Source organism: Pseudomonas sp. R45(2017), assembly GCF_002112305.1.
Lineage (GTDB): Bacteria > Pseudomonadota > Gammaproteobacteria > Pseudomonadales > Pseudomonadaceae > Aquipseudomonas > Aquipseudomonas paraglycinae.
In genome coordinates this window covers 894,865-906,631 of sequence record NZ_NEHH01000001.1, presented here as the reverse complement: position 1 = coordinate 906,631, position 11,767 = coordinate 894,865, and the positions used below count along the sequence as shown (strand labels likewise).

The window sequence follows — 11,767 nt, the reverse complement described above, 5'->3', positions numbered from 1 at the left end:
ATAGCGCAGAGTGACCTAGAAAAACCAAACGATCGTTCCGGAAAAGGAAGTTTCAACGTGAAGCGACTATTCTGCTTGGCCGCGATTGCGGCTGCACTGATGGGGCAAAGTTTTACCGCACAGGCTGCTGGCGTCGAGTTTGCAGTGGGTGCCACCAGCGATTCGACGATGACTTATCGCCTGGGCATGAATTTCGACTGGGACAAGAGCTGGCTGCAAAGTGACGTCGGTCGTCTGACCGGTTACTGGAGCGGCGCCTATACCTATTGGGAAGGTGACAAGACCTCCAGCAACAACAGCCTGTCGTTCTCGCCGGTGTTTGTTTACGAGTTTGCCGGTCAGTCGGTCAAACCGTATGTCGAGGCGGGGATCGGCGTGGCGCTGTTCTCCAACACCGAGTACGAAGACAACAAGCTCGGCGGCTCCTTCCAGTTCGAAGACCGTATCGGTTTCGGCCTGCGCTTCAATGGCGGGCATGAGGTGGGAATCCGTGCGACGCACTATTCCAACGCCGGTCTGAGCAGCGACAACGATGGGGTCGAAAGCTACGCATTGCATTACACGATGCCGCTATAAGCCCCCAGAAAGTAAGCCCCATAAAAAAGGAGCGCCTGGCGCTCCTTTTTTTATTCAGCGATACGCCGTGGCAATCCCCTGACGTTCGTCGATGCATTCCGGTGCGCCCATTTCGAACTCGCGGCAGATCAGCGGACGCTTCTCGTAAATCGTGCACATCATCGTGTCGCGATCCAGCGCCGCGCACCAGCCGTCGTCCAGACGCAGCATCACCTCACCACCCCAATCGTCGGTATCGATAAAACGCTCGGGTACGCCGGTGTCGGTGATCAGCATCACTTCGAGCTGGCAACAACAGGCTGCGCAGGTCGAGCAGGTGACCACGGGCTCGGCGATTTGCCGATGGGGAATGGTTTTCATGGCGCCAGTGTACGGCAGTGGCCGGTGAGCGTGTGAAAGGCCTGACAGGCGTTTAGCGCGCCAGCCGTCGGGACAATTGGTGCAGCAGCGGAAACAGCAACGCCCACAGCAGCGCGATGCCGATCAGAGTCGGTAACTCACCGAAAGGAAACTGCACGCCGGCGAGTCGTCCGCCGGCGCCATAGGACAGCGCGCCACCTGCCGCCCCCAGCAGGCTGGCCAGCCACCACGGACTCGCGCTCCATTGCAGGCAATGACGCAATGTCGTGGCAAATAACGCCCACAACAACATCAGCCACAGCGGAATCAGCGGTGACAGGTCCTTGAACTCGAAAACCCCGAAACCGCGCAACACGCTGTCCACCGCCGTGCCGATGATCACCACGCTGAGGATCAATCGGCCTTCCTGCGCCCAACTGCTGATCCAGCACAGATGAATCACCAGCACCGCCAGCGCCAGCAGCAACCACAGACTGTTACCACCGAGCACGCAGGCCAGCCAGCCGATCTGGAACAGCACCGCGTTGGCCAACCGTTCAAGCATCGAAACGGCCCAGCAAAGGCGCGGTCATTGCCGCCGGTTTCGCCAGCACCAGCTGTGCAGTGCCGATGGTGCGTTCGAGAAATCCGCCCTCGCAGTAACACAGGTAGAACTCCCACAGCCTGAGGAAGTAATCGTCATAGCCCAATTCGGTCAGACGGCCGTGAGCATGGCGAAAGTTCTCGTGCCACAGACGCAGGGTGCGGGCGTAATGCAGGCCGAAGTCTTCCATGTGCAGCAGGTTCATGTCGGTGTCGCGGCCGACGATTTCGAGCATTTTCTGTACGCAGGGCAGGGCACCGCCGGGGAAAATGTAGCGCTGGATGAAGTCCACGCCACGGCGGGCCTGTTCGTAACGCTGCTCGCGGATGGTGATCGCTTGTAGCAGCATCAGGCCGTTGCTCTTGAGCAGCTGCGCGCATTGCTTGAAATAGGTCGGCAGGAAGCGGTGGCCGACCGCCTCGATCATTTCGATCGACACCAGTTTGTCGTACTGGCCGGTGAGGTCACGATAATCCTTGAGCAACAGCGTCACCTGATCCTGCAAACCGAGGCGTTCGATGCGGGCCGCGGTGAAGGCGAACTGCTCCTTCGACAGCGTGGTGGTGGTGACTTTGCAGCCGTAGTGCTGCGCCGCGTAAAGCGCCATGCTGCCCCAGCCGGTGCCGATTTCCAGCAGATGGTCGCCGGGCTTGAGCGCGAGCTTCTGACAGATCCGCTCGAGTTTGTTCAGTTGCGCCTGCTCCAGGCTGTCGTCGGGGCTGAGAAACTGCGCGGCGGAATACATCATGGTCGGGTCGAGAAACTGTTCGAACAGGTCATTGCCGAGGTCGTAATGCGCGGCGATGTTTTTCTGCGAGCCCTTGCGCGTATTGCGGTTGAGCCAGTGCAGCCCGCGCACCAGCGGCCGACCGAGCCGGGCCAGGCCACCTTCCATCCCGTCGAGCACTTCAAGGTTGCTGACGAAGACCCGCACCACGGCCGTCAGGTCCGGCGAGCGCCAATAGCCATGGATGAAGGCTTCGCCCGCACCGATCGAACCATTGCCGGCGACCAGGCCCCAGACGGCCGGATCCAGAACTTGAATCTCGCCCACCAGGGCGCTGCCCGGCGTGCCGAAGACGTGGCGCTCGCCGTCCTCGATGACGATCAGTTGACCCTGCTTGAGCTGCTCCAGCTGGCGCAGTACTCCCCGGCGCAGCAGCGAACCGCTCAGGCCGTGAGGGCTGAACAGGCTGGCTTTGGCCGAGACGCTAGTGGATTTCATGTTGGCGTTCCTCGGTCGGTACAGTGGCGGTTCGAAAACGGTCGTCGGCGCGTTGGTGGTCATACACCGGGGTGCGCTTGAGCAACAGGCGCAGTGCCTGCCAATAGATCGCCAGCGCGGTCTTGGCGGTCATCCAGGGAAAGCGCCACAGGTGCCGGTGCAAGTGGTGTCGATCAAGGGGTTCACGTCGCAGGTCGAGGGTGGCGTCGAACAGTTTTTGCTCGCCTTGCCAGTCGGCCATGTGCACACCCAGGACCTGCGCGGCGGGGCTGAAGCTCATGCGGTATTCCAAATCCGGCGGCAGGAACGGCGACACATGAAAGGCCTTGGCCACGGCAAAGTGCTGGTGAAAGTCCTGCAGATTGCTGGGCGCTCTGGCCGGCAACACGTAGTGAAAACGCTCGCGCCACGGGGTATTGCTGACTTCGCAGAGAATCGCCGCCAGTTGGCCGTCGGCCTCGTGGCAATAGAAAAAACTCACCGGGTTGAACGACAGGCCCCAGCTGCGCGGCTGGGTCAGCAGGCAGATTGAACCTTGCGGCGCATGGCCCAGGGCTTCGCCGACAAGCTGGCGCACCGCATCGCTCAGGCGCACGCCCCGGCCGGTGAAGGTTTTCAGGTAATCGGTTTCGCGGAATGAAAACGGCGCAAAGCGGCTGGAACCCGCCAGTCGGGACAGGCCCAGCACGGTCTCCTGTTCAGCCAGATCGAGGTACAGCATGCCGATCCGGTAACGGAATTGATGACGGCGCGGTGCGAATCGCCGATGGGCAATCCAGCCACTGTAGAGCGCGCTGTTCACAGACTTTCTCCGAAGGACGCGGCCACGCGCAGGGCGCTGACCACGCCGTCCTCATGAAAACCGTTGGCCCAATAGGCGCCGCAGTAATGCGTGTGTTGCGCGCCGTCGATTTCAGCCCAGCGCTGCTGTGCCGTCACCGCCGCGAGGCTGAATTGCGGGTGGGCGTAGGTGAAGCGCGCCAGCACTTTGGACGGCGTGATGCCAGCGCTCTGGTTGAGGCTGACGCAGAACGTGGTGTCGCTCTGGATGCCTTGCAGAATGTTCATGTCGTAGGTCACGGCCGCCCGGGTATGACCGGCTCCGCCGAGGCGATAGTTCCAGCTGGCCCAGGCCCGTTTGCGTGTGGGCAGCAGGCGGGTATCGGTGTGCAGCACCACTTCGTTATCGGCATAGGGTAGGGCGCCGAGGATTTCCCGTTCTTTATCGTCAGGATTTCCCAGCAGTCGCAGGGCCTGGTCGCTGTGGCAGGCCAGCACCACTTTGTCGAAACGTTCGATGCCGGCCGGGCTGTGGATAACCACGCCGTGCGCATCGCGATCGATCCGGCCCACCGGGCAATTCAGGCGGATACGCTCCTTGAACGATGCGGTCAACGGCGCAATGTAAGCGCTGGAACCACCCTCGATGACCTGCCATTGCGGACGGTTGCTGACCGACAGCAACCCGTGGTTCTCAAAAAAACGCACGAAGAACTGCAACGGAAAATTGAGCATTTCGGCCATCGGCATCGACCAGATCGCTGCGCCCATCGGCACGATGTAATGCAGGATGAAGCGCTCGCCGTAAGCGCCGGCCTTGAGGTAATCGTCGAGTGTGGTGTCCGCGGTGATCCGCTGTTCGGCAAGGTCGCGCCGGGCTTCTTTATTGAATCTCAGAATGTCGCGCAACATGCCCCAGAATCCGGGGGACAGCAGATTGCTGCGTTGGGCGAACAGGCTGTTGAGGTTGTTGCCGTTGTATTCCAGGCCTGTGTCCGGATCGTTGACCGAAAAACTCATCTCGGTAGGCTTGAAGGCCACGCCCAACTGGCCGAGCAAACGAATGAAGTTCGGATACGTCCAGTCGTTGAACACAATGAAGCCGGTGTCCACCGCATACTCGCGCCCGTCCACGGTGACCGGCACCGTGTGCGTATGACCGCCGACCCGGGCGTCGGCTTCGAACACGGTGATGTCATGTCGGCGAGCAAGCAGGTATGCGCAGGTCAATCCTGCGATGCCACTGCCGATAATGGCGATTTTCATGTTGCATCCTTGAGCGGCGGGTTGCTGCGCACCATGCGCTTGCCGATCGCCAGTTGTACCCGCGCGGGCATTTTCGACAGTGGCCACAGGGCCGCGATGAACAGCGCCGGGAAAGCGATCTCAAGCGGCCGGTCCTTCAGCTTGGCGAAGATATGCCGCGCGGCTTTATCCACAGGCCAACTGAGCGGCATCGGGAAGTCATTTTTGGCGGTCAGGGGCGTGTCGACGAAGCCTGGACTGATTACTGTGACTTCAATGCCTTCGGCCGCCAGGTCAATGCGCAGGGATTCGAACAGATAGCGCAGCCCGGCCTTCGACGCGCCATAGGCTTCGGCGCGGGGCAACGGCACATAGGTCACCGAGCTGGCCATCCCCACCAGATGCGGTGCCGTCCCTTTGCGCAGCAAGGGCAGCGAGGCTTCGATGCAATAGCTGCTGGCGAGCAGGTTGGTGCGCACCACGTGCTCGATGATCGAGGCGTCGAACTGCCGGGCATCGACGTACTCACAGGTGCCCGCGTTGAGGATCACCGAGTCCAGCGAGCCCCAGTCCGCTGCGATCTGTTCGCCGATTTCGCGCACGGTCTGACTGTTGGTCAGATCGCCGGGTACCACCAGTACCTGTCCCGGATAACGTTGCGACAGCACTTTGAGCGGTGCGACCTGACGGGAACTGACCGCCAGATGTGCACCGGTCTTGAGGATTTCTTCTGCCAATGCTGCACCGATGCCACTGCTGGCACCGGTCAGCCAATATCGCCGTGGAGCTGTACGACTCATCCCAATCTCCTTTTCAGCCAGGCGATCACCCGGCCCAATACGGGTAAATGTTCATAAAGCAGCGCCCCGGCATCGAAGTAATCCCGGTGGCGGTAAACCTTGTCGCTCCAGAGCAGGTGCGAGCAGCCCGCGACGCGTATCAGTTGCCCACCGCTCAGACGCGGGTGGCGGTAGCTCATGACCCAACGCAGATAGCCTTCGCCGTGGCTGATCTGGTCGAAGCCGTGGAAATCGAAGCGCAGTTCGTTGACGTTGGCGTACAACTCACTGAAGTAAGCGCGCAGGTTCGTCAGCCCCTGCACTTCGTGTAGCGGGTCGGTGAAATGAATGTCCTCGCTGTACAGCTCGTCCAGGGTGCGCAAGTTGTCTTTGTTCAACTGTGCGAACCGCTGGGCGAAACTGCGCAGAAATTCACTCATCGCTCTCTCCTTGAGATGCGCGTGACGGCAGGTTCTTGAACGCTGTCAGCGCCCGTTCCCGTGATGCGCTCAGATTGACGATCGGCGCCGGATAGTCCGCCACGCCGAACAACCCGCCGGCACTGGCCGGGTTGTGGACTTCTTTCTTGTTCAACCCGGCCAGTTCCGGAAGCCAGTGCTTGATGAACAGACCTTCGCTGTCGAATTTTTCCGACTGGCTGACCGGGTTGAAAATCCGGAAGTACGGCGCCGAATCGGTGCCGGTCGAGGCGCTCCACTGCCAGCCGCCGTTGTTGGCGGCCAGGTCGCCGTCGATCAGGTGGCGCATGAAGAAACGCTCGCCTTCACGCCAGTCGATCAGCAGGTTCTTGGTCAGAAACATCGCCACCACCATTCGCAGGCGGTTGTGCATCCAGCCGGTTTCCAGCAATTGGCGCATGGCCGCGTCGATGATCGGCAAACCGGTGCGGGCTTCCTGCCAGGCGGCCAGATCCGCAGGCGCATCGCGCCAGGCCAGGGCCTCGGTTTCCGGGCGGAATGCGCGATGCCGTGAAACCCGTGGGTAACCGACGAGGATGTGTTTGTAGAACTCGCGCCACAGCAGTTCGTTGATCCAGGTGACAGCCCCGACCTTGCCGCTTTCGAATTCGCCCTGATTGCTTTGCAGGGCGGCGTGCAGGCATTGGCGCGGGGAGATCACGCCAGCGGCCAGATAAGCCGAGAGCTGGCTGGTGCCGGGTTTGGCCGGGAAGTCGCGTTCGCTCTTGTAGTAGTCGATCTGCGCATCGGCGAACGTATCGAGGCGGCGTCGGGCCTCGGTCTCACCGGCGGGCCACAGGGCGCGCAGGGATTCGCCAGGTGTCGGGAAACCTTCGACGGCTTCTGGAACGGGGTCGCTGGCGATGTTCAGCGCTTGCTGTTTGCCCGGCGCCTGTTTCAGCGACGGCATCGAGCGGTGCAGGCGCTCGTAGCAGACCTTGCGGAACTGGCTGAACACCTGAAAGTAAGTGCCGGTTTTGGTCAGTACGCTGCCGGGTTTGAACAGCAATTGGTCGAGGTAGCTGTGGAAGGTTATGCCTTCGGCTTGCAACGCCTCGGCAACGGCCTCGTCGCGACGGCATTCGTTGATGCCGTATTCCTCGTTGACGTGCACGGCCTCGATCTTCAGTTGTTGGCACAGTTCCAGCAGCACGGCGGGTGCCTGATCCCAGTGAGGCGCGGTGCGGATCAGGAGCGGGATGTTCAGGGCACCCAGGCTTTTGCTCAAATCGCGCAAATTGCGCAGCCAGAAATCGATCTTGCACGGCGCGTCGTCATGTTCCTGCCATTGCAGCGGGCTCAACAGGTACACAGCCACGGTCGGGCCACGCTCGGCGGCGGCCGCGAGTGCGGTGTTGTCGTGTTGGCGCAGGTCGCTGCGCAGCCAGATCAATTGCATGTCGGTCTCTGTCTGAATCATTAAATCAATCCACGCTGAATGAGCACCCGATGCGCCGAAAGAGGGTCTTCGGCCAGGAGCAGATCAGCGAAATCGGAAGTCTTTGCGGACAACTCGGCGTGGTGAATGCACACCGTGGGTCCGGCAATCAGTTTCGGGCAGCTGACGCCATTCAACAGTTTCGGTAGCTGCGCAAGGTTCAGGGCTTTGCTGGAATACAGCAGTACGCCACGGGCTTGCAGGGTATCGGTTGCCAGTGCCAGCTCTCCGGCCGGCAGCGGCCAGTCGAACACCTGCACCGGGCAATCGGCGCTGCTGATCAGCCAGGCGCAGAGCCAAAGGTGCGGCTCCAGCGGTAAATCCGAGTGATTGATCAGCAGCAGCGGCGCGGTGCGCAACTGACGGTTGTTATGGTAGATGCGTGCGCCGAATTTGCTGCGTAACCAGGCAAAAAAGAACACGCGCTCCATCTGCGCGCCGAACTGGCCCTGCCAGCGCTGTTCGAGATCGCTCAGCAGCGGCAGCAGCAATTGCTCGCAGAGTGTGCGTGGCGGATACAACGCCATCGCCTGGTTGATGCTGTCGTCGAGGCTGCGCTCGTTCAGGTGAGTGACCGCCAGCAAAGCAGCCTGGCGCAGCGGACGCCATTCGTCTTCCACCGGTTCGTTTAACGCCTGTGCCGTGTCGAGCAGCGGTTTGACCTGGCTGACCGCCACGCCGCGGTTGAGCCAGGTGAGGATGTTCTGGATGCGCTGCACATGCTCGGCGCTGTACAGACGATGACCCTTGGGTGTGCGCTGCGGAACGATCAGCCCGTAGCGTCTTTCCCAGGCGCGCAGGGTCACGGCATTCACGCCGGTCTGGCGCGCGACTTCGCGGATCGGCAGCCAGCCTTCGTCGAGGGCTTTCTTGAAGTCGGCGCCGAGGTCTTCACGGGCGCTGGTGTCGGGTGAGTCGTTCATCAAATGGCGTTTCGCAGGCTGAGGTTTTCCGGATGCGGTTGCAGGTACACCTGCTGCGCGATGTAGGGATCCGGGTGGAGGCGAAAGTGATGCTTGAGCAGCGTCAGCGGCACCACCAGCGGCACGATGCCGTGCCGGTACTGGCCGATGATGTGTTGCACTTCCTGTTTGTCTTCGGGGGTGATGACCTGTTTCAGGTAGCCACTGATGTGCTGCAGGACATTACTGTGGGTGCGGCGGGTGGCGCATTTTTTCAGCGCCGCCATCAGTTCACTGAAATAGCGCGGGCCGAGCTCGTCCGGCGCTGTCTGGCCCATGTTGCCCAGCAGATTGCCCAGCGTCTTGTATTGCACCGGGTTGTGGGCCATCAGCAGGTATTTGTAGCGCGAGTGAAATTCGGTCAGTGCACGGCGGCTCAAGCCCTGCTCGAGCACCTGCTGCCATTCGCGGTAGGCGAGCACGCGGGTGATGAAGTTTTCCCGCAGCACCGGATCGTTCAGGCGCCCGGCTTCCTCCACCGGCAGATCCGGATGCTGCGCACAGAACGCCTCGGCGTAAATGCCACGCCCGCCACCATTCACCGGTGCACCGTTGGCGTGGTAGACCTTCACGCGCTCCAGACCGCAGGAGGGCGATTGCTGCATGAAGATGTAGCCGCAGATGTCACTGAGTTCCCCCGCCATTTTCTCGCCGTAAGCGGCCAGTGGCTGGGTGACGTTAATCGACGGATTGACGGTGCCGACCGCTTCAGGCTTGGCCGGGTCGCCCACAAGTCGAATCGGCTCGCGGGGAATTCCCAGACCGATCGCTACTTCAGGACAGACGGGAACGAATTCAAAATGCTCGGCCAGGGTGCGGCTGCACAGCCGCGATTCCTTGTGTCCGCCGTTGTAGCGGACCTCGGCGCCCATCAGGCAGGCGCTGATGGCGATTTTCGGTAGGGACGTCGATGAGTCGGACATGCAGCAACCTCGAATCTAAACCTGTACAGACAAACTGATCTGTACAACATGCCTTCAGCATAGATTCATGGGTGTACAAGTCAAATTGTTTGTATAAGTTTTTTTGAGGTTTTTAGCGCCAGCCCATTTTCCAGCGTGAGTCATCCTGCAGGACCTGCCAGTCGCATTGCTCGGTACGCCGGGTCAGCACCGCCTGCAATTCGATCGCCAGCACCGTACCTTCTTCGTCGCGGAACAGTTCGGTCACCAGAAAATGCTTTTCACGGTTTTGCGGGTGGGCTGCTGTCCATTTCGACAGCAGCAATTTGCGCGGATTGATACGGTTCACTGCAGGTGTTCGTGCAAGCGTCTTGCAGCCTCCTGACCACTGAGCCACGCCCCTTCGACCCGACCCGACAGGCACCAGTCGCCACAGGCGTACAGGCCCAGATCGGCATCGGCCAGGGTGCCCCATTCATGACTGCTGGCCGGCCGGGCATAGAGCCAGCGGTGGGCGAGGCTGAAGGTCGGGGCCGGCATGGCGCTGTGCAGCAATTCGGCGAAGGCGCCGTGCAATTGTTCGATCACCGCTTCCTTGGGCAAGTCGATGTGCTGCCGGCTCCAGGCACTGGTGGCGTGCAGGACCCAGGTGTCGCACGTGGTGTCGCGTCCCGGTTTGCTGCGGTTGCGGGCCAGCCAGTCGAGGGCGCTGTCCTGGACGAAGCAGCCTTCGATCGGCGTATCCAGCGGCGTGTCGAAGGCGAGGGCGACCGCCCAGGTCGGATCCATTTTTACCCCGGCGGCGGCACCGGCGAGTTTCGGCGCGGCGGCCAGCAGGGCGGTGGCCTGAGGCGCCGGCGTGGCGATCACGACGTGGCTGAACGGCCCGTGGGTGAAGCCTTCGGCGTCCTGCAGGTGCCAGTGTTCTTCACCGCGATAGACCTCGGTGATCCGGCAGGCGAACTGCACTTCCAGTCCGTCGAGCAGGCCTCGGGTGATGGCGCTCATGCGCGGCGTGCCGACCCAGCGGGTCTGTTCGTCCGGCGACAGGTTCAATTGCCCGCCATGAAAGGTGTAGAGCTGCGGTGCCCATTCGGCGACCCAGCCTTTGCTTTGCCAGCGCTGGACTTCGGTCACGAAGCGCCTGTCACGGGCGGTGAAGTATTGCGCGCCCATGTCCAGCGAGCCGGCGTCGCTGCGCTTGCTCGACATGCGCCCGCCGCTGCCGCGGCTTTTATCGAACAACTGAACGGTATGCCCGGCATCCGTCAGGGCCTGGGCGGCGGAGAGTCCGGCGATGCCGGTGCCAATGATTGCGATAGGTACAGTCATAGGGGCCTCGTTTACCTTTCTGTACAGACTACGCCGTGGATGAAACCTGTACAATTCTGTTTTTTGGTATAACTTCCAGCGTTCTGGTTCTGACAGCTTGGCCTATGGTTAAACAATAGAGCCTGCCCGATAGAAAAGATCCCTGTTTATAAAAATAGACTAGTGATCGGGGTAAAACGCCACGCGAGGTAGAAGTCATGCACATATTGCTGACCGGCGGTACTGGATTGATCGGACGTCAGCTTTGCCGGCACTGGTCCGGGCAGGGTCATCGCCTGACGGTCTGGAGTCGTCGTCCGGAAAAAGTCGCGAAAATCTGTGGCGACCAGGTGCGTGGTATTGCGCGTCTGGAAGAACTTGGCGACGAGCCGGTCGACGTGATCGTCAACCTCGCCGGCGCGCCGATTGCCGACCGGCCGTGGACCCATCGGCGAAAGGCATTGTTGTGGAGCAGCCGGATCACGCTGACCGAGTCATTGCTGGCGTGGCTGGAAAAACGCGGGCAGAAACCGTCGCTGCTGATCTCGGGTTCGGCCGTGGGTTGGTACGGTGACGGCGGCGAGCGCGAGTTGACCGAAGACTCGCCGCCGGTGATCGACGATTTCGCCAGCCAGTTGTGCATCGCCTGGGAGGAAACCGCGCAACGCGCCGAAGCGATGGATATTCGTGTGGTGCTGGTGCGCACCGGGCTGGTGCTGTCGGCCGAGGGCGGCTTTTTGTCGCGCCTGCTGCTGCCGTTCAAGCTCGGGCTGGGCGGGCCTTTGGGCAACGGTCGGCAGTGGATGCCGTGGATTCATATCGATGACCAAATCGCCCTGATTGATTTTCTTCTGCACCGCAATCAGGCGAGCGGTCCTTATAATGCGTGCGCGCCGAAACCTGTGCGCAATCGCGAATTCGCCAAGACGCTGGGCAGCGTGCTGCACCGCCCGGCGTTCATGCCGATGCCGGCCCTCGCGTTGAAGGTCGGGCTCGGCGAGATGTCATTGCTATTGCTGGGTGGCCAACGGGCCACGCCGAAACGCTTGCTGGAAGCGGGATTCACTTTCCGGTTCACGGATTTACGCGCGGCCCTGGACGATCTTTCCGGCCGCCTCTGAAATAGG

At 61.3% G+C, this 11,767-nt stretch carries 14 protein-coding genes; 2 read left to right on the top strand and 12 right to left on the bottom strand.

What is annotated here, in order from left to right:
• Nucleotides 1–57 precede the first annotated feature (57 nt).
• Nucleotides 58–576 (top strand): acyloxyacyl hydrolase, encoded by a 519-nt coding sequence (locus CAF74_RS04220; protein ID WP_039766327.1) that lies wholly within the window; start codon nt 58–60, stop codon nt 574–576.
• A gap of 54 nt (nt 577–630) precedes the next feature.
• Here the strand turns inward: CAF74_RS04220 and CAF74_RS04215 are convergent, their stop codons facing one another.
• The 12 genes from CAF74_RS04215 to CAF74_RS04160 all read right to left on the bottom strand — a co-directional run bounded on the left by CAF74_RS04215 (nt 631) and on the right by CAF74_RS04160 (nt 10,661).
• Nucleotides 631–936, bottom strand: coding sequence for a YkgJ family cysteine cluster protein (locus CAF74_RS04215; RefSeq protein WP_011335918.1), 306 nt, complete (start codon nt 934–936; stop codon nt 631–633).
• A gap of 52 nt (nt 937–988) precedes the next feature.
• Nucleotides 989–1,480: a DUF2878 domain-containing protein gene (locus CAF74_RS04210; protein WP_085745388.1), complete on the bottom strand. Its 492-nt coding sequence runs from the start codon at nt 1,478–1,480 to the stop codon at nt 989–991.
• The gene (locus CAF74_RS04205; RefSeq protein ID WP_085745387.1) at nt 1,473–2,744 is read right to left on the bottom strand and encodes a cyclopropane-fatty-acyl-phospholipid synthase family protein; all 1,272 of its coding nucleotides are present in this window, start codon (nt 2,742–2,744) and stop codon (nt 1,473–1,475) included. Before CAF74_RS04205 ends, CAF74_RS04210 begins: the two co-directional genes overlap by 8 nt.
• Nucleotides 2,731–3,546: a DUF1365 domain-containing protein gene (locus CAF74_RS04200; RefSeq protein WP_085745386.1), complete on the bottom strand. Its 816-nt coding sequence runs from the start codon at nt 3,544–3,546 to the stop codon at nt 2,731–2,733. The genes CAF74_RS04205 and CAF74_RS04200 overlap by 14 nt, the downstream gene beginning before the upstream one ends.
• Nucleotides 3,543–4,790, bottom strand: coding sequence for an NAD(P)/FAD-dependent oxidoreductase (locus CAF74_RS04195; RefSeq protein ID WP_085745385.1), 1,248 nt, complete (start codon nt 4,788–4,790; stop codon nt 3,543–3,545). The genes CAF74_RS04200 and CAF74_RS04195 overlap by 4 nt, the downstream gene beginning before the upstream one ends.
• Nucleotides 4,787–5,569 carry an SDR family oxidoreductase gene (locus CAF74_RS04190; RefSeq protein ID WP_085745384.1) on the bottom strand — a complete coding sequence of 261 codons (783 nt, stop codon included), beginning with the start codon at nt 5,567–5,569 and terminating at the stop codon, nt 4,787–4,789. Before CAF74_RS04190 ends, CAF74_RS04195 begins: the two co-directional genes overlap by 4 nt.
• Entirely contained in the window at nt 5,566–5,988 is a 423-nt protein-coding gene (locus CAF74_RS04185) for a nuclear transport factor 2 family protein (RefSeq protein ID WP_085745383.1), read from the bottom strand. The genes CAF74_RS04190 and CAF74_RS04185 overlap by 4 nt, the downstream gene beginning before the upstream one ends.
• The gene (gene phrB / locus CAF74_RS04180; protein WP_139832882.1) at nt 5,981–7,426 is read right to left on the bottom strand and encodes a deoxyribodipyrimidine photo-lyase; all 1,446 of its coding nucleotides are present in this window, start codon (nt 7,424–7,426) and stop codon (nt 5,981–5,983) included. The genes CAF74_RS04185 and phrB overlap by 8 nt, the downstream gene beginning before the upstream one ends.
• A gap of 20 nt (nt 7,427–7,446) precedes the next feature.
• Complete coding sequence (locus CAF74_RS04175) at nt 7,447–8,388, bottom strand: MerR family transcriptional regulator (protein WP_085745381.1); 942 nt, start codon at nt 8,386–8,388, stop codon at nt 7,447–7,449.
• Nucleotides 8,388–9,350, bottom strand: coding sequence for a DUF523 and DUF1722 domain-containing protein (locus CAF74_RS04170; protein WP_085745380.1), 963 nt, complete (start codon nt 9,348–9,350; stop codon nt 8,388–8,390). The genes CAF74_RS04175 and CAF74_RS04170 overlap by 1 nt, the downstream gene beginning before the upstream one ends.
• Nucleotides 9,351–9,462: 112 nt before the next feature.
• Nucleotides 9,463–9,678 carry a TIGR02450 family Trp-rich protein gene (locus tag CAF74_RS04165; RefSeq protein ID WP_085745379.1) on the bottom strand — a complete coding sequence of 72 codons (216 nt, stop codon included), beginning with the start codon at nt 9,676–9,678 and terminating at the stop codon, nt 9,463–9,465.
• Nucleotides 9,675–10,661, bottom strand: a complete 987-nt coding sequence (locus CAF74_RS04160) for an NAD(P)/FAD-dependent oxidoreductase (RefSeq protein WP_085745378.1) — start codon at nt 10,659–10,661, stop codon at nt 9,675–9,677. The genes CAF74_RS04165 and CAF74_RS04160 overlap by 4 nt, the downstream gene beginning before the upstream one ends.
• Nucleotides 10,662–10,858: 197 nt before the next feature.
• On the opposite strand from CAF74_RS04160, the gene CAF74_RS04155 reads away from it, so the two are divergent.
• Complete coding sequence (locus tag CAF74_RS04155; RefSeq protein WP_085745377.1) at nt 10,859–11,761, top strand: TIGR01777 family oxidoreductase; 903 nt, start codon at nt 10,859–10,861, stop codon at nt 11,759–11,761.
• Nucleotides 11,762–11,767: the final 6 nt, after the last annotated feature.

What these genes read in the sequence shown, in the direction of transcription:
- CAF74_RS04215 (WP_011335918.1), bottom strand. Translation starts at nt 936, where the DNA reads ATGAAAACCATTCCCCATCGGCAAATCGCCGAGCCCGTGGTCACCTGC.
- CAF74_RS04210 (WP_085745388.1), bottom strand. Translation starts at nt 1,480, where the DNA reads ATGCTTGAACGGTTGGCCAACGCGGTGCTGTTCCAGATCGGCTGGCTG.
- CAF74_RS04205 (WP_085745387.1), bottom strand. Translation starts at nt 2,744, where the DNA reads ATGAAATCCACTAGCGTCTCGGCCAAAGCCAGCCTGTTCAGCCCTCAC.
- CAF74_RS04195 (WP_085745385.1), bottom strand. Translation starts at nt 4,790, where the DNA reads ATGAAAATCGCCATTATCGGCAGTGGCATCGCAGGATTGACCTGCGCA.
- CAF74_RS04190 (WP_085745384.1), bottom strand. Translation starts at nt 5,569, where the DNA reads ATGAGTCGTACAGCTCCACGGCGATATTGGCTGACCGGTGCCAGCAGT.
- CAF74_RS04185 (WP_085745383.1), bottom strand. Translation starts at nt 5,988, where the DNA reads ATGAGTGAATTTCTGCGCAGTTTCGCCCAGCGGTTCGCACAGTTGAAC.
- phrB (WP_139832882.1), bottom strand. Translation starts at nt 7,426, where the DNA reads ATGCAATTGATCTGGCTGCGCAGCGACCTGCGCCAACACGACAACACC.
- CAF74_RS04175 (WP_085745381.1), bottom strand. Translation starts at nt 8,388, where the DNA reads ATGAACGACTCACCCGACACCAGCGCCCGTGAAGACCTCGGCGCCGAC.
- CAF74_RS04170 (WP_085745380.1), bottom strand. Translation starts at nt 9,350, where the DNA reads ATGTCCGACTCATCGACGTCCCTACCGAAAATCGCCATCAGCGCCTGC.
- CAF74_RS04160 (WP_085745378.1), bottom strand. Translation starts at nt 10,661, where the DNA reads ATGACTGTACCTATCGCAATCATTGGCACCGGCATCGCCGGACTCTCC.
- CAF74_RS04155 (WP_085745377.1), top strand. Translation starts at nt 10,859, where the DNA reads ATGCACATATTGCTGACCGGCGGTACTGGATTGATCGGACGTCAGCTT.